We start from the raw sequence: 15,876 nt of genomic DNA, 5'->3' as shown, positions 1-15,876 counted from the left end.
GGATGCTTATTTATGCTTTTTTATACTCAACTATTTGCAGTATAATGGCTCCAATAAGAGATAAGCTTAATAAAACAGATAAAATGATAATCACCAGCACATCATAAATGGCATCATATCCTTGTGAAACAAACAACATTTTCAAATAAAAGATAGCCATACCAAAAGCACTAACAATTGCAGGAATGAATTTAAGTAGTTTTGTAGACTTTCGTTTAAACAGTTGGATGAAAAAAATAAATACAATTCCCATTAAGAAGATTCCTATTAGTAAAGCGATTCTTATATCCATACTATCTTCCTCTCTCATATTACTGCTTATTTTTGCTTTAACTTTCTGTTCGAAATAATCCCAAAACAGAGTAAGCTAAGAAAAAACAAAAATAAAAGACTAAATACAATTGCATAGCCAATTTGATTTTCACGAAAATGCCTAAATGCCCATAATCCCATTGATATAGCACTAGAGAAAAGTGCTACTATCAAAAAGGGATGAAATCTCGCACTCTTCATTCTCTAAACCTCCACTGATTTTTACATTATGTATCTACTCTTATATTACGCGTCTAGTCCCAACATACATCTAGTCTTAATGTTTTTCAATAATTAAATGTTGCTTTAAAACGTTTTACTCCTAGAACAAATTCAAAAAAACTGGTTAAATCACCTTGTATTTTCATATTATGTTTGGTAAAGTGAACATAACAATTTAATACTTTCTTATTTTAAAATGTTTTTAAAGTAAGGATAGAGGTGCAGAAACCATTAGTACTTTTGTGGAGGAGAATGGGCTCCAAGGAAGCAAAAGGAAAGGGGAATTTGCCGAAGTGGAAGGAGACTCATTCTCCTAAAGCTGGTTCTGATATTGAAGAAATGCAGGACTGTCATATAGGAAACTATATGGAGGGCTATTCTTTTGTATAGAACGATCAGACATGTTCTAAAAGCAACAGCGAGCTCTCTCTCGTTGTTGCTTTTTTTGGTCCTCCACACCTACGAAAAAAATAAAAATAAAGGGTGTGTGAAGTTATGAATTTTGGTCACGTATTAACAGCTATGGTCACTCCGTTTAATCAAAGTGGAGACATCGACTTTGAGGCAACTAGAGGTTTAGTCAATTATTTAATCGCTAATGGATCTGATGGTTTAGTCGTCGCAGGAACGACTGGAGAATCCCCTACCCTAACACACGAAGAGAAGCTCCATTTGTTCCGTTTTGTGGTGGAAGAAGTGAATGGCAGAGTCCCAGTTATTGCAGGAACTGGATCTAACAACACAAGAGCATCAATTGAACTTTCAAAGGAAGCTGAAGCTATTGGTGTCGATGCAGTCATGCTTGTTACGCCTTTTTACAACAAACCTTCACAAGAAGGATTGTTTCAACATTTTAGCACGATTGCTGAAAGTATAACATTACCAATAATGCTCTATAATATTCCTGGTCGAAGTGTTATTAATATGACGCCTGATACAGTAGTTCGTCTTGCCCAAATCAAAAATATTGTAGCCATTAAAGAAGCTAGCGGTGATTTAGATCAAATGACTGAAATTATTAGCAATACACCTGATAGTTTTAGTGTTTTTAGTGGAGAGGATAGCCAAACCCTGCCGACACTTGCCGTCGGTGGAACTGGTATTGTTTCTGTATCCTCCCATGTAATCGGGAATGAAATGCAACAAATGGTTCAATATTACCGCAATGGAGATGTAGCCAATGCTGCCGCTATGCATCGCTATTTGTTACCATTGATCAAGGCTCTATTTTCTGCACCAAATCCAACCGCAGTGAAAGAAGCACTAAACAGAATCGGTGTTCCTGTTGGAGGGGTTCGATTACCACTTGTTCCTCTTAATGATCAAGAGCGTGATGCGCTATACCATATTTTGTCTCATTACGATGCCGAAAAAGTAGCTGGTTATTAATATAAAGAAAAGGAATAAGCTTAAAAACGCTTATTCCTTTATTTTTATCTTTTATCCCCCTATTGGCATTGCAGATTCGACCACTTCATCTGGTACAGTAAGTTCGTTAATTCCATTGAAATTACTTAACTCGTATGTTCCTTTATAATTTTCCTTTATGTCCCCCAGTTGGCCAGATGTTTGTGATTCGTATTCCATCTTATAGGAAGTCATGTAAAACGTCTCTTTATCTATTGCAATTTCATATACTCCTTTACTTACTTCCATGTTGTCGTAGTGTTCTTGAAAAAGTTCGCTTAATCCAGCAATACTTGCTCCTAAAACAGTTTCTTTATATTGATTATTATCTCCAACAAACGTTAACAAATAGTGATCTCCATTATCACTTACTTCAAAATGTTGGCTAAATTCAACATAAGTGTCTATTTGTTCTTCTTCAAGAAATTTAAACTGCTCATATATGCTTGCATAACCAGAATCGGATGACATCGAATACCAATTCCCATCCCCAAACACAAATAAATTCCCGTCACCCATATACATTTCAAAAGCTTCTGTTTCTCCACCTTCGGACACAGATTCTCCATGAGCGTACATCGCAGTTGGATCAGTATAAATTATTTCCATTGTAAAATCCATTTCCTCTATATTTCTTTGACCATTAATTGTACTATCATCGTAACTTTTACTTACGGCTTTAAAACTCTTTACATCAGTCATTGCTTCGGCTGATTTTTGTAAAATAGTTGCTGCATCACCTGCTATAACAGGATTATTTGAATTATCCTCTTCTTCCTCTTCAGCAGCTCCGTCTTGATCACTTGTGTCATCACTCTGTGTGTTAACTTCTGTTTCTTGACTTACTTGATCATCATTTGTTGGTTGCTCATTCACCTCGTTGTCATTCCCTGAAGCATCATCGCTACATGCTGCTAACATAGCTAGTAAGACCATCAAAAAAATTACCCCTAATTTTTTCATCTGTACACCTCTTTAGTATTTTTCTCTTATCTTTTAAGGCTACTAAAAATGCAAAAGTTGGTAAATTATACTTTAGTATACATTTGAAAAATTTCACATTTAGGAGTTTGTACTTTTAATATATATAGATGTTTATAAACATCATTTAGTTCAATCCAATTTTCATGTTTGAGTGTTTTGAGATTGATGCAGTTTACTCTTTAAATAATCTTGTGTTATGACCTTTTTATAAGACTTACTAGACTTAATCCTTATCCTATTTTATGACCTGTTTAACTATATATTGAGCATCCACACCAACACCCTGAAGCAATGCAGAACCTCTGCGAAATTGCCAAGGTAAACCTAAAAAGTAAAATCCATCAACAGCTGTTACTCCCCTTTTATGTATCGGATTCCCTTTTTGGTCAAAAACTGACGGAATATCAATCCACTTGAAATCCAGTTTAAATCCAGTACACCAAATGATGTTAGACACTTCTAATAAACTATTATCTTTAAAAATCACGCTATTTTGATTAACCGAAACGACTCTCGGCTTTAACTTGACTACTTGTCTATGAAGTAAAGGCTTAAGTTCAAAACCAAAAATAGGATCAGGTTTCTGCCTGATAAATGAACCAATCTTACTTTCTCGAGTGGCCTTTAAAATCCCTAGCTTATCAAACCACCAAAAAATGCTTTTCTTGCCAATATCCTGAGGTAAAAAATTTAACTTATGTCCTACTGAGAAATAAACATCACGATTATCAGCCAATTCAACGGCAATCTGTGATCCTGAATTACCTCCTCCAACAACTAATATAGTTCCAGGTTGAAGCTGCTCTGGATTTTTGTATTCTGATGAGTGAATCTGCAATATATCTGTAGATAAACCTGCTGAAAATGAAGGGATAAATGGATGATGGAATGGTCCTGTTGCCACAACAACATTTTTGGAAATGCACTCTCCTTTTGTCGTACTTAGTATAAAATCATCATCCACTTTTTCAATATTAGTTACTTCCGTATGGTGTTGTATAGGAATGGAAAATTTTTTGGCATATGTATCTAAATAATTGGCCACTTCATCTTTAACGGGATATACTTTTTCATCACCTGGCATTAAAAATCCAGGCAAAGAGCTAAAGGACCGAGGTGTAAATAGTGTTAAAGAATCGTATCTCTCTTTCCAGCTTTCACCAACGTTACAACCTTTATCTAAAATAACGAAATTCAACTCCGTTTGTTTTAAATAGTACCCAATTGACAAACCTGCTTGTCCTGCCCCAATTACAATCACGTCGTATTTCATGTATTTTTTCTCCTTAAACATTCTACATCTTTCGACTGTATTTATCATATATTACTTTTTTATAATATGGTACATTTTTCCTTTAAAGTTCAAAACAAAAAGCACTTCTCTACAAAGAAGTACTTCCATCACCACTTATATGAAGGTAAATATAGCAGCCATAACAAAAATAAACATTAAATAATTAACGGAAACAAGAAACATGATACGGGCCCATTGTATATCGTCTTTGGCAAAGAAACCGTAAATTGCTATGACTAAATATCCAAGGCTAAGCAGACAAGCTACTACGACAAAAGCTAATCCTAAATCTATTAAATATAATGGTAGTGGAAATAGACAAGCTGTATAGACAACCATCTGTCTCTTCGTTATCGCCATTCCATGAACGACTGGAAGCATTGCAACACCAGCCTGTTGATAATCATCATGCTTTCGTATAGCAATTGCAAGGGAATGGGGCATCTGCCAAATAAAAATGATTAGTGCAAGAATAAGTGGTACAGTTTGCATTGACGATTCTACTGCAGACCAACCAATTAGTGGCGAAACAGCACCAGAAATACTACCAATTACTGTATTAAGTGTATACCGACGTTTTGACCACATCGTATATAAAACGACATAAGTAAACCAACCAACAATAGCAAACAACACTGTTTCCCACGTGGTAAACAGAAGAAAAACAATACCAAGTGCACTCAACATCATACCGATTGTTAACACAACAGGCAAAGAAATATTGCCTGTTACAGTTGGGCGATGCTGGGTTCTTTTCATTATCGTATCAATGTCTGTGTCATACCAATTATTCATGACAAGTGCCCCAGCCATAACCAAAAGACTGCCGATCATCGTGAAGAAAAATGTATCGACATGCGCTTTAAAATCCGCTTCACTAAAATGAAGGGCTAGCCAAAATCCAACAAAAACAGGAAAGGAATTTGCGAGGAGAACATTCCCTTTACATAATGCTTTTATATCCATCATTAAGGTGTGTTTTCTCTCCTTCATGTTCTCCCTATCTGTTCCAGTAACAAATTGACTACTCATGTCATACACTTCTCCCTTCTTCTATGAATAAAAACTGTGCACCCGTGTTACTTTTTAGGAATTAACCATAATTCCCGCTACTTTTCTTAGACGGATAAAAAATGCTTCTCCAGCAGGAAGTTTATTTAAACCTGTTTCCTTAAATGCTTCGCCCATACATAGGAGCCAACATTCAGCACGTTTTGGCGTAATTTCAAATGGCAGATGTCGTTCTTTCATTGCTGGAGGTCCAAACTCTTGACTATATAATGGTGGTCCACCGAGAAACTGTGTCAAAAACATACGCTGCTTCCGCATGATTTCTTGAATGTCACCTTCAAACAATGGACTTAAATATGGATCAGCATATACTTTCGGATAAAAGGCTTCCACTAATTTTGCAATCCTATCATCACCTATATGATCATAAAGTATATCTAGTCGAATCTCACTCACATTAATTGTCCTCCTTTAAAGTTTTCTATACATCCATGTTAGCGAAATCAACGAACAACGTTGTGATAATTGTCACACACTCGTTTTGATTAAATAAAGGGGGCAGCTACTATAGCCGCCCCACAACTCTTTACTTATTCATGTTTAAAATAGCCCACTTCTTATTTGGAAAATCTAATAACCAGTTCGCTTTATTTAACGCATTATAACCTAAAATTATTTCCATTGGCTTCTCTAATTTAGCATTTAATGGTGATAAATCGATAGCAATTACTTTTAGAGGAGGAAATACCTCGTTTCCAATTACCATTGACTGCATCATATATAGCGGTGTTTCTGTAGCTGCTCCAGTGGAGTCTATTCCTTCCACTGCTGCCAGCTCTTCAAAATAAGAAGAATATTGTTGGATAAGATTACTATCCACCACCGTTATGCCTGCACCAGTATCCCAAATGGCATTCATTTTTCTATCGCCTATGTATGCTTCAACATATGGCTTAACCTTATCACCAACTTGTAAAGTAAAGTAAGTTGTAGGCTGGTCTACTACCCCATCAACGAAAACTTTATTATGTATAAAGTCAAAGTGATAAATGTGATCATGCAAAAAATCCATACCAATAATATTGTGAGCAGTTGAATCTTGTTCATATCTTGCCATCTGAAAATTTTCTTTTACAATCGGCCCTAGTGATAAACTTGAAACCTCTATCAATTCATTTTTCATTTTAGAAAATACACCATATGTGTCTTTACTTCCCAAAGATTCAAACTTTGCTATAGTATCGTCATTTCTAACTCTTGTAGTCGATGCACCAGTATCAAAAAGGAAGCGATATGTAGTACCATCTATTACTCCATCTACTAAAATTTCTGCTGCATCTTTTTCTACATCATCAAGCTTAATCATTAAATCAAAACTCTTCATCTGTTCTCCTCCACTTAGTAATCTATTCTGTTAATCACTTTCTAAATTCGCCAACAAGTCATTTTTTCCTCCAACTAGCAAATGAAATAGGATTTCTTTCTAGATTGTAGAAGTAAATGTATAGAAGTAGTTACAGAAGGATGTGTAGGAATGAATGGGTTAAAACAAACTTCCTTCTAATGTGAAATGGGAACTGTATTTGTTCAAGTCAAAAATTTACGAAAATCAGTGGAGTGGTACAGTAAATTGTTAGGTTTTCCTGTCGATTTAAATGAAATAAAATCACCAGTGTTTGATGTATCCATACAAGCGACAACAGGATTGACTTTAGATGGTCATCATTTTGATGAAAAGTTCTATCATGATACAAGCGCTAATCCAATTATTAATTTACTAGTTGATGATATTGACGCTTCCTATACCTTCATCAAACAATCGGGTATGACAATTGTCCGTAAAATTGAACGCATTGGTGAAAACACTTTGCTTGGTTTACCTTTGAACATCCAGACGGAAATGTATTAATGGCCTGTACTTGCTAGATGTTTGTTTCGCTCTATACGTAAAGATAGTTGTTATTTGTATTACAGTTAATTAATTTTGGGACGTCACTATAGCTAGATTTAGTTCTTTGAATGATATGCAAAAGAAGTGTTTCAGCTTTTAACTGAAACACTTTTCTTTTATTGTCATGAGTCTTCCGTCTTTTTTTCCTTGGATAAAAACCAGCCACCAGCCGCAATTAATAGGAGAACAACATAGAATGTGATTTTCCATTCAGGTGATTTAGCAAATCCTTCAGGTAATATTGATAAATCAGGATGAGATAACGTATATACAGCTAGTTTTACTCCTACCCACCCCACGATTAGGAAGGCAGTTATTTCTAATCCTGGTCGTGTATGAAGTAATTTCACAAAGAAATTTGCAGCAAAACGCATGATAATTAATCCAATTAAACCTCCTGCAAAGATGACAAGAAATTTCCCTCCATCCAGACCTCCGATATTAGGAAGGTTAGTGTTTGGAAGCGTTACAGCAAGTGCAACTGCAGCTAAAATTGAATCAACAGCAAAAGCTATATCCGCTAATTCTACTTTAAAAACAGTACCCCAAAAACCAGATTTCTTTTTTTCTGCTTTATCTTTATCTTTTGCTTTCTTAACAACTAATTTTCTAAATATATGATTGAATGCAATGAATAACAAGTATAGAGCTCCAATTGCTTGTACTTGCCATACATTAACGAGGAAAGATATGACGAACAGTGATCCGAAACGGAAAACAAAAGCACCTGCTAGACCATAAAACAATGCACGTTTTCTTTGTTCTTCCGGTAAATGCTTTACCATAATAGCTAACACTAGTGCATTGTCTGCTGCTAGTAATCCTTCAATAGCAATTAATAATAGTAAGACCCATGCGTATTCTAATATAATGGATAGCTCCATTTATAAACCCCCTTAGTTCGAATGTTAGTTATCTACTTTTGATTTTATATAAATGATGTCACGATCTTTGCTCTCAACACCCTCATGAAAGAAAAGTTTTGACTTAAAGTAATACATTACATTTTTACTAGACGGTTCCACATCTTCCGGGATGGAAAAGGTAAAAGATAATTTATCATCCTTATTTGCTTGGATTACCCTTGAAGACAATATTGTTGTTGTTTCAATAACGGTCTCTTGATCCTTTTCGGTATCTTCTTTTATCAGATCACAGTCTATACGTTTAATATATTGGTCAAGATTTCCCCCTTTAAATAAAAAATAGCCAGTAACCTTATCTCCAGGAAAATAATTTCTCTTTTCCAATACTAAATCAATTTTTGTGGAGCCAATTCCTAACAAGGACATCGTTTTTCTAAAGAACATCGCTTTCTCCTCCAAATTTTTATTTTTCATACATAAAAGCAAAAAAACCTTTACCATAGATTGGCAAAGGTTTTTAAAACAGCAAAAAAGACCTTTACCAACAGATAAAGGTCTTGCTAACAACATCATCAGTTGCCAACAAAGCCGAGAGTGTTAAACTCTGAAATGACGACCTTGTTGTAAAAGCTACTCCCCTTTAGGAGCTAACTATTAACTTATAACGTAATCTTATATTGCGACTTAAAAAAAGTCAATTAAATTTTTTATTCGTTCCAGTAAACTATGTCATATAAAATGATAGTCGATTCAATTAATAGTGAAGGTCCCATTTTTCTAAGCTAAAATCTTCGTTTGAATTTTTTATAACAATGTCAAAATTATGGAGATAGTGGTGCATAAATAAATCATATTGAATTCTACGTTCACTATGAGATTGGTTTAAAAAATTTAAATTCGTTCCTCTTTCTGATACATCTCGAATACCTCTTCTAATTAACTCAGTTTCTCCATCAGTATATAAGTAAATTTTTAAATCAAATAAATCCGGATTTATAAATGCTACTGTCATACCTTCCACAATGTTTACTTTGCTCCGAGAAGAAATTAAGGCACTTTTCGAATAAGGCGTACCTATGGAATAAAAGTCTACACCATCTCTAATCATTTTTATGTCTCTTTCTAAAGCCGGTAAATGGTGAGCTGATGGATGACAAGCTGTCATTTTATACTGGTGGTTTTCCTTATTATATTCATAATCTATCAATGTGAACTTTCGAATATTGGAACCTATAATATACGGATCCGTATTAATATAATTAATATTACTTTGGCCCAGAAGGTTTACAAGTTTATGCGCAAACGTTGTTTTTCCTGAAGCGCCATGCCCTGAAATACCGATAATTATTTGTTCATCTTGTTGGTTTATCAATTTAGCTATACTTTCTACTAGTTCGTCCATCGTTCTCCCCCTTATTAGGGTAAATGTTATTTAAAAATAAACTTTAAATCTTCAGGAATTATTATAATATCTTGTATTTCATAGTTATTATTTGTAGTTAAGTTAAGTAAAACCATTTCTCCGTTATCAAATTCTAATAATTCATAGGTTGTAAAACTTGTACCAGTACCCATCACTTCGTTTACTTTCTTAAGCTTTTCATCAGATATATATTCGTCCCTGCCTTTAGCTATAAATGTTTTGGCAAGTGCATAATTTTCAACACGAACTGCTTCTTTAAAGGATAATCCAACATCAAGAGGATCTTTTTTTATACTCTCATTAAAAAATAGGCATCCAAATAAAATATTTAAACATACTGAAAGTAGAATAATAATATTTTTAAACTTCATCACATTTCTCCCTGAATTCTAATTTTTTATTCCTTATTTTACCAGAGTTAAGAACCTGGGCCATATGTATATTAGAAATTTTAGCTAGACTGTAATAAAAATTTCCACGAGGCGAATAGTCCACTCCATCTGTAATTTCTATGATAAGGCCACTTTTATTTTCTATTAACAAAGGAATACTATAATGAGCAGTAATAATATGGGATTGAACAGCCTGTTTTTGTATTTTAAGACCTTTATCTAAATCGTGTTCTCCTATTGGTTTTCCCCATTCCGTCAGGGGATCCCCACCCCAAATATCATTCACTAGTATATCTAGTCTGCCTTGTTCCTGTTTTATGCGATCAAATAAACTAATAACGTCAGATTCAATAGTGTGATCTACTCTTACAGGTATCCCTATTCCACCAGCATTCGTTACTAATTCTGCTGTTTCTTCAATAGTTTCTTTTCGGCCCATCGGAGACTGTTTATTTGTGGTGGTTCTTCCCGTTACATACACAGTAGCTCCTGCTTCACCTAATTTAACCGCAATACCTCGACCAGCTCCTCGTGTTCCACCTGCTACAACTGCAATCTTCCCTTTTAAACTACTCATCTTTACACTATCCTTTCACTAGCAATTTGTTCTACAAAACACCCATAACGAACATACATTCGCATTATACCATATAGGTAATGAAAGGTTATTTTTAAAATCATAAGAAAACAAAGAAGGCAATCACTTAGATGATTATCTTCTTTTATGATTCGTTCAAATACTCGTTTCGTAAAATACCATAAATATCAATGTCTTCATATTTGTTATGAAGAAGTCTATTTTGTCTTAATGTTCCTTCTTTTTTTAAACCAACTTTCTCCAAAACTATTTTGGAGGCTTTATTTTTGGTAACGGCTGATGCCCAAATTTTGTTTAAATTCAATTCGTTAAATCCAAGTTCTACTACCCTATTTACTGCTTCTGTTGCAAACCCGTTACCCCAATAATTTCTTCCTATCCAATAACCTAGTTCACCTTTATTATTACCTTTATCGATTCGTAACGTAATAGTTCCTATTACTTCCATAATCTCTTTACCTAATATTGTTAACGGGTATTCAACTCCATCTTTAATCTGTTTAGGTTGCATTTCAATCCAATCCTCTGCATATTGCAGTTCGTATGGGTGTGGAAGGCCAAGGATAGCTGACAATTCTTTATCGTTAGCCAGGTCTCTTATCCTAGTTGCATCCTCTTTTATAAATGGTTGTAGAGTTAAGCGATTGGTTTCTAATTTCAAATCCATTTCAATACCTTCTTTACATGTGATTGCTTACCGGTGGTGAGCAAGAAAAAAAGTCGCCTCAGCGACCTTTGTTCACATAACCTATTAAAAGAGCCTATCCAATTATATTATAGCCTGAATCTACATAAATAATTTCACCTGTAACTCCTCTAGATAGATTACTAAGCATGGCGAGAGTCATATCGCCAACCTCTTCTTTTGTAACATTTCTTTTTAAAGGTGCAGTCTCTTCAATTTTATGAAGTATTTCGTTAAAAGAACCTACTCCTTTAGCAGCAAGTGTGCGAATCGCCCCGGCAGAAATAGCATTGACACGAATATTTTCTTGTCCTAAATCTAATGCCAAATATTTTACTGATGACTCAAGGGCTGCTTTAGCTACCCCCATAACGTTATAGCCAGGTACAACTTTTTCAGCTCCAAGGTAACTCATTGTTATGATAGAACCACCTTCAGTCATAAAAGGTTTTGCTTCTCTTGCAACAGCAATTAGTGAGTAAGAGCTAGTATCTTGAGCAAAAGCATATCCAGATCTTGAAGTATTGATAAACTCCCCTTTTAAATCTTCAGAATGGGCAAATGCTACTGAGTGTACAATTCCGTGGATAGTTCCTACCTTTCCACCAATTTCTTGAAATGCATCTTTAATACTGTCATCATCGTTCACATCGCATTGAACGATTAATTGATCAGAATGATTATATTCCATTAATAACTTATTTATCTTTTTTAGTGAACGCTCTAATCGATAGGTAAAAATAAGATTAGCGCCCGCTTTATAAAGTGAATTAGCTACACCCCAAGCAAGGCTACGTTCATTTGCAACTCCCATAATTACAATATTCTTACCCTTTAGTTTAAGTAAATCTTCCATTTGGTCCTCCTAAGTTTAATATGTTTATCTAAATTTAATACCAGGTACTAATCGATAGTATATCATATTCCCTTATTAAACCAAATGCTTTATCAGCACAAGTTTCTTTCTTATAAAAACAAAATATATATCGCGTATAAAACAAATAAAAAATATGACTTCAAAACAGACAAACACCTCTTTAAAAATAAAAGGGGTGTTTGATAATACAATCTATTTATAGTTTAGTTTTGTTTTAAAAAATTTGGATCAGCGTATTCGGGATTTGGATATTTGTAAAAGCCTTCCCCAGTAGCTATTCCCATTTTTCCTTTATCAATCATTTCTGACTTCAGTTTATCTGCAATTTCACCGTAAGCTGGGTCTAATTCAGCACGTGCTCTGTTCAAGTTGTATGGCGTTTCCATACCTATGACATCTAAGATAGCAAATGGACCTCTGGGAGAACCAGTTGAAATCATCCAGTTTTTATCAATGGTATGTGGCTCTGCAATGTCATTTGCCCATAAAGTTAATCCTGCATTTAAGAACGGTACTAATAATGTGTTTAAGATGTAACCTGGTTGTTCTTTTTTCAGTACAAATGGAACCATTCCGATTGAACGTGCGAAATCTGTTACTTTTTCCACATATTTGCTATCAGTACCAGGATGACCCATAATCTCAGCAGTATTATTTTGCCAGATAGAATTCGCAAAGTGTAGCGCCAAGAATTTCTCTGGGCGGCCGGTAAACTCTGCAAATTGACTTGGTAACATAGTGGAAGAATTTGAAACAAATACTGTTTGCTCAGATGCAACAGCTGCAAGCTTTTGGTAAAAGTCTTGTTTAATATCTACACGTTCAGGTACAGCTTCAATTACTAAATCAACGTCATTCGATGCAACAGCTATATCCGAACTGAATGACAAACGTCCTAATGCAACCTCAGCTTTTTCTTCATTTTTAAAAAAGTTGGCATAAACAGTTTTTAATTTTGTAATACGCTCTTTTCCTGCTTGAATTGCATCGTCATTAATATCATAAACGCTTACATTATAGCCAAAAAAGGCAGATTGAAAGGCGATTTGGGAACCTAAGACACCACTACCAGCAACCATAATTTTTTTAAAATCCATTGTTATTCTCCTTTAAATATTATATTTGATAATTGTTTTTGCTTTATTACTTCTACTTTTTTTCTATTTAACTACTATGCATTAGTTCAACAGGAATAAGCTTTACTAGAAGTTTTTAAGGTATGAAAATATAATTTCATACACTGATGATTAAATGGAAAGCTAAAAATCCCAAACAACCTTTAAGTTCTTACCTTAGATGGATAAAGTATCATACACAGAACTGAGACCCCTTCATTTTACTATATAATACCCGCATGCATAATGACTAATTCATTGATTATCCTGTTTATCTTTTTCCCAAGTTATTTAAAGAATACATCTTTTTTACCTTTTCTAAAATTGCTTTACCTACCAACCCAAGAACTATGTAATACACAAAAGAATAAATATATTTCCATTTAAAATAATATACCAAATGTAATAAATGGCTTATAGGTTCACCAATAAATGCAAAAATGAAAGCCATAGAGACCAAGGCAATAATGAAAGATTTCCAAAAACTAAAATATTGGTAAATTAACATATAAGGTACAACGACTAAAGACATATCAAATGCAATAGCCCTAGGTGTTACTGGTATAAGTTCTGTTGGGTACATCCAAAATCGCAAATCATTTCCTATAGCATCTAAATATGTAGTAGGAATGACAACTAATGCACCAAATAGAATTAATTCCATCGTTCGTTTTCTGTCAAAAATTCTAATCCAAATTACCCAAGGCAATATGGCAAATAAAACAAGAATCCACCAATTCCAAGAAAGCAGCTCATATTTTAACCAATATTGAATGTCTGTTCGACTAAGTATATCTTGTAATTCCCTTGAATGAAGCGCGTTTTTTATCTTAATGTCCATTTTGACTATTCATCCATCCATTTTTTTGTGACCTAGTATCCTTTTCATTTTTAACAATACTATTTGAATATATCCTTTATATTTCATTTAGAGGTTTTTATGAATAGAAATCACCTTCGGAAAGAATCAACATTACAAAATTTTCAAAGCCGTTAAACAAAATAAAAAAAGAAAGAAAGTTATTCTAGAGAGATAATTATCTAAAAAACGAACCCTAGGTAGAATTAATTTTATATTCAAATAGCTACACCAATAGTGTTCTTAATATGAACTTTGTGCTCAAATCCTAATATGTAGAATTTTAGTAATAGAAATTATTCGCTTACCACACATGAGTTGATTCACTCTTATAAATGAGAAATTGACTTAGAGTTCAAGTTCAATCTGTTTAATTACTTTGGCAGGATTACCACCAACTACTAAATTATCGCTAACATCTTTAGTTACTACTGCACCTGATGCGATTACAACGTTATTTCCTATATTTATACCTGGGTTTATTATTGCACGTCCACCAATCCATACATTATTTCCGATAGTAATCGGCTTTGCGAATTCTTTACCGGAATTGCGTTCAGTTGGATTTAGTGGATGTGTAGCCGTATAGACTTGTACGCCAGGTCCTAGCATACAATTGTCCCCAAATCGCACTTCACAAACATCTAAAATAGTACAGTCGAAATTTGCAAAAAAGTTTTTTCCAACGTGTGTGTTATAACCATAATCAAAACGAATATTCGGCTCCATATAAACGTTTTCTCCAGTTGAACCAAGTAATTCCAGTAATATTTTTAATCGTTCTTCTCCTTCAGCTTCTAAAGTTTGATTATAGATTCTAACTTTTCGCCTTGCCTCCTCCCGTTCCTTTATTAATACTGAATCAGATGGATTGTACATTTCTCCCGCTAACATTTTTTCTTTCTCTGTTTTCATTTGAAGAACCCCTTTATTAAATATTTATATTCATTACTTTATGAAACAAAAATAAGTTTTTATTTGAAGTAACCATTTCACAAACCTTTTTTATTTTATCATTATTAGTCAGATATCTTTTTGTGTTTAAAACGAAGCAAAACCACTATATACACCTCTACTTATTTTCTTAAGATGAAATAGCTGGATCATACTGTTATAATCGAAATACAAATTTCCAAAACAAAGAAGGAGAGAATATAGGTTGATAGAAGTCTATACCGATGGAGCATCAAAAGGAAATCCAGGTACAAGTGGAGCTGGCGTTTATATAAAAGCTAAAGAAGAAAATTTTGAGCACATCTTTCCATTAGGAACCCTTTCGAATCACGAGGCAGAATTTATGGCAGTAATAAAAGCGCTGGAAGTCTGCAAGGAATCCTTTCCTGAAGAAATACTTTCCTTACGTTCCGACTCTCAAATAGTTGTAAATGTGGTAGATAATGATTACACGAAAAATAAGAGCTTTCTTCCTTACCTAGACAAAATACGAGAATTATCGGCTTCTTTCCCCCATTTTTTTATTAAATGGATTCCAGAGAAAAACAATAAAAACGCTGATCAATTAGCTAGAAAAGCAATACACATGCAGAATGAGAATCTGGGTTAGATCACTATCACTAGTCCTATAAAATTATGTTAATGTGTTGAGTTTCTTGTCCACTCCTTTCTACTAAAGTTGAATATACTAATAGTGTTAATAGGAAGGAGGGAATCAATATGGCCAAAAACAAAAGTTACGAAATGACTCCTAGTCTGGCCAGGAAACTATTAACAGATAAAAATGTATATTTAACTAAAAAGGGGAAGCGCTTACTAAGATCGTATGCAAATAAAATTTAGTGAGTAACAAAAATACTGGACAGATGAAAACCTCAATCTCATTTGTCCAGCATAGGTTCTTTTCTTTCTATTTCAATATAAAG

Annotated in this window: 19 protein-coding genes, 1 pseudogene and 1 riboswitch; of the genes and pseudogenes, 3 read left to right on the top strand and 17 right to left on the bottom strand. The window is 34.1% G+C overall.

Features of this window, described 5'->3' with window-relative positions:
- Positions 1-10: 10 nt before the first annotated feature.
- Positions 11-292: a hypothetical protein gene (locus HNQ94_RS05275; RefSeq protein ID WP_174495206.1), complete on the bottom strand. Its 282-nt coding sequence runs from the start codon at positions 290-292 to the stop codon at positions 11-13.
- Between the two features lie 26 nt (positions 293-318).
- The gene (locus HNQ94_RS05270) at positions 319-513 is read right to left on the bottom strand and encodes a hypothetical protein (protein WP_174495205.1); all 195 of its coding nucleotides are present in this window, start codon (positions 511-513) and stop codon (positions 319-321) included.
- A gap of 227 nt (positions 514-740) precedes the next feature.
- A riboswitch (Lysine riboswitch) is annotated at positions 741-919 on the top strand.
- A 110-nt stretch (positions 920-1,029) separates the two neighbouring features.
- Here HNQ94_RS05270 and dapA point away from each other — a divergent pair.
- The gene (gene dapA / locus HNQ94_RS05265; RefSeq protein ID WP_174495204.1) at positions 1,030-1,923 is read left to right on the top strand and encodes a 4-hydroxy-tetrahydrodipicolinate synthase; all 894 of its coding nucleotides are present in this window, start codon (positions 1,030-1,032) and stop codon (positions 1,921-1,923) included.
- Between the two features lie 51 nt (positions 1,924-1,974).
- Here dapA and HNQ94_RS05260 read toward each other — a convergent pair whose 3' ends face one another.
- The 5 genes from HNQ94_RS05260 to HNQ94_RS05240 form a co-directional block, all read right to left on the bottom strand.
- The gene (locus HNQ94_RS05260; protein ID WP_174495203.1) at positions 1,975-2,904 is read right to left on the bottom strand and encodes a DUF6612 family protein; all 930 of its coding nucleotides are present in this window, start codon (positions 2,902-2,904) and stop codon (positions 1,975-1,977) included.
- Positions 2,905-3,160: 256 nt separating this feature from the next.
- Positions 3,161-4,219: a flavin-containing monooxygenase gene (locus tag HNQ94_RS05255; RefSeq protein ID WP_260400906.1), complete on the bottom strand. Its 1,059-nt coding sequence runs from the start codon at positions 4,217-4,219 to the stop codon at positions 3,161-3,163.
- A gap of 114 nt (positions 4,220-4,333) precedes the next feature.
- On the bottom strand, positions 4,334-5,251 hold the full coding sequence (gene cyoE / locus HNQ94_RS05250; RefSeq protein WP_174495201.1) for a heme o synthase: 918 nt from the start codon (positions 5,249-5,251) through the stop codon (positions 4,334-4,336).
- 54 nt (positions 5,252-5,305) lie between these two features.
- Complete coding sequence (locus HNQ94_RS05245; protein WP_376697732.1) at positions 5,306-5,677, bottom strand: globin domain-containing protein; 372 nt, start codon at positions 5,675-5,677, stop codon at positions 5,306-5,308.
- 139 nt (positions 5,678-5,816) lie between these two features.
- Entirely contained in the window at positions 5,817-6,614 is a 798-nt protein-coding gene (locus HNQ94_RS05240) for an aspartyl protease family protein (RefSeq protein ID WP_174495199.1), read from the bottom strand.
- A gap of 246 nt (positions 6,615-6,860) precedes the next feature.
- On the opposite strand from HNQ94_RS05240, the gene HNQ94_RS05235 reads away from it, so the two are divergent.
- Entirely contained in the window at positions 6,861-7,139 is a 279-nt protein-coding gene (locus HNQ94_RS05235; protein ID WP_174495198.1) for a VOC family protein, read from the top strand.
- 164 nt (positions 7,140-7,303) lie between these two features.
- On the opposite strand, the gene HNQ94_RS05230 is transcribed toward HNQ94_RS05235, so the two are convergent.
- The 10 genes and pseudogenes from HNQ94_RS05230 to HNQ94_RS05185 form a co-directional block, all read right to left on the bottom strand.
- Positions 7,304-8,065, bottom strand: a complete 762-nt coding sequence (locus HNQ94_RS05230; RefSeq protein ID WP_174495197.1) for a MeeY/MeeF family manganese export membrane protein — start codon at positions 8,063-8,065, stop codon at positions 7,304-7,306.
- A gap of 24 nt (positions 8,066-8,089) precedes the next feature.
- Entirely contained in the window at positions 8,090-8,491 is a 402-nt protein-coding gene (locus HNQ94_RS05225; RefSeq protein ID WP_174495196.1) for a sporulation protein, read from the bottom strand.
- Positions 8,492-8,801: 310 nt separating this feature from the next.
- Positions 8,802-9,449 carry a uridine kinase family protein gene (locus HNQ94_RS05220; RefSeq protein WP_174495195.1) on the bottom strand — a complete coding sequence of 216 codons (648 nt, stop codon included), beginning with the start codon at positions 9,447-9,449 and terminating at the stop codon, positions 8,802-8,804.
- A 26-nt stretch (positions 9,450-9,475) separates the two neighbouring features.
- Entirely contained in the window at positions 9,476-9,841 is a 366-nt protein-coding gene (locus HNQ94_RS05215) for a hypothetical protein (protein ID WP_174495194.1), read from the bottom strand.
- Positions 9,842-9,890: 49 nt separating this feature from the next.
- Positions 9,891-10,439 (bottom strand): annotated as a pseudogene (locus HNQ94_RS05210) (SDR family NAD(P)-dependent oxidoreductase); the annotation flags it as partial.
- 145 nt (positions 10,440-10,584) lie between these two features.
- Positions 10,585-11,127: a GNAT family N-acetyltransferase gene (locus tag HNQ94_RS05205; RefSeq protein WP_174495192.1), complete on the bottom strand. Its 543-nt coding sequence runs from the start codon at positions 11,125-11,127 to the stop codon at positions 10,585-10,587.
- Positions 11,128-11,221: 94 nt separating this feature from the next.
- Complete coding sequence (gene fabI, locus HNQ94_RS05200) at positions 11,222-12,001, bottom strand: enoyl-ACP reductase FabI (RefSeq protein ID WP_174495191.1); 780 nt, start codon at positions 11,999-12,001, stop codon at positions 11,222-11,224.
- A gap of 224 nt (positions 12,002-12,225) precedes the next feature.
- Positions 12,226-13,119: a 3-hydroxyacyl-CoA dehydrogenase gene (locus tag HNQ94_RS05195; RefSeq protein ID WP_174495190.1), complete on the bottom strand. Its 894-nt coding sequence runs from the start codon at positions 13,117-13,119 to the stop codon at positions 12,226-12,228.
- Positions 13,120-13,408: 289 nt separating this feature from the next.
- Entirely contained in the window at positions 13,409-13,978 is a 570-nt protein-coding gene (locus HNQ94_RS05190) for a CBO0543 family protein (protein WP_174495189.1), read from the bottom strand.
- Positions 13,979-14,344: 366 nt separating this feature from the next.
- Positions 14,345-14,911, bottom strand: a complete 567-nt coding sequence (locus tag HNQ94_RS05185) for a sugar O-acetyltransferase (protein WP_174495188.1) — start codon at positions 14,909-14,911, stop codon at positions 14,345-14,347.
- A 244-nt stretch (positions 14,912-15,155) separates the two neighbouring features.
- Between HNQ94_RS05185 and HNQ94_RS05180 the strand changes: the two genes are divergently transcribed.
- Positions 15,156-15,560, top strand: coding sequence for a ribonuclease HI family protein (locus tag HNQ94_RS05180; protein WP_174495187.1), 405 nt, complete (start codon positions 15,156-15,158; stop codon positions 15,558-15,560).
- The last annotated feature ends 316 nt before the right edge of the window (positions 15,561-15,876 follow it).

Source organism: Salirhabdus euzebyi, from assembly GCF_014207435.1.
Taxonomy (GTDB): domain Bacteria; phylum Bacillota; class Bacilli; order Bacillales; family Alkalibacillaceae; genus Salirhabdus; species Salirhabdus euzebyi.
This window is presented reverse-complemented; position numbering and strand designations above follow the sequence as displayed.

Coding starts and splice junctions, on each gene's coding strand:
- cyoE (WP_174495201.1), bottom strand. CDS start 5,251: ATGAGTAGTCAATTTGTTACTGGAACAGATAGGGAGAACATGAAGGAG.
- HNQ94_RS05195 (WP_174495190.1), bottom strand. CDS start 13,119: ATGGATTTTAAAAAAATTATGGTTGCTGGTAGTGGTGTCTTAGGTTCC.
- dapA (WP_174495204.1), top strand. CDS start 1,030: ATGAATTTTGGTCACGTATTAACAGCTATGGTCACTCCGTTTAATCAA.
- HNQ94_RS05215 (WP_174495194.1), bottom strand. CDS start 9,841: ATGAAGTTTAAAAATATTATTATTCTACTTTCAGTATGTTTAAATATT.
- HNQ94_RS05190 (WP_174495189.1), bottom strand. CDS start 13,978: ATGGACATTAAGATAAAAAACGCGCTTCATTCAAGGGAATTACAAGAT.
- HNQ94_RS05275 (WP_174495206.1), bottom strand. CDS start 292: ATGGATATAAGAATCGCTTTACTAATAGGAATCTTCTTAATGGGAATT.
- HNQ94_RS05220 (WP_174495195.1), bottom strand. CDS start 9,449: ATGGACGAACTAGTAGAAAGTATAGCTAAATTGATAAACCAACAAGAT.
- fabI (WP_174495191.1), bottom strand. CDS start 12,001: ATGGAAGATTTACTTAAACTAAAGGGTAAGAATATTGTAATTATGGGA.
- HNQ94_RS05240 (WP_174495199.1), bottom strand. CDS start 6,614: ATGAAGAGTTTTGATTTAATGATTAAGCTTGATGATGTAGAAAAAGAT.
- HNQ94_RS05270 (WP_174495205.1), bottom strand. CDS start 513: ATGAAGAGTGCGAGATTTCATCCCTTTTTGATAGTAGCACTTTTCTCT.
- HNQ94_RS05255 (WP_260400906.1), bottom strand. CDS start 4,219: ATGTTTAAGGAGAAAAAATACATGAAATACGACGTGATTGTAATTGGG.
- HNQ94_RS05230 (WP_174495197.1), bottom strand. CDS start 8,065: ATGGAGCTATCCATTATATTAGAATACGCATGGGTCTTACTATTATTA.
- HNQ94_RS05185 (WP_174495188.1), bottom strand. CDS start 14,911: ATGAAAACAGAGAAAGAAAAAATGTTAGCGGGAGAAATGTACAATCCA.
- HNQ94_RS05205 (WP_174495192.1), bottom strand. CDS start 11,127: ATGGATTTGAAATTAGAAACCAATCGCTTAACTCTACAACCATTTATA.
- HNQ94_RS05225 (WP_174495196.1), bottom strand. CDS start 8,491: ATGTTCTTTAGAAAAACGATGTCCTTGTTAGGAATTGGCTCCACAAAA.
- HNQ94_RS05260 (WP_174495203.1), bottom strand. CDS start 2,904: ATGAAAAAATTAGGGGTAATTTTTTTGATGGTCTTACTAGCTATGTTA.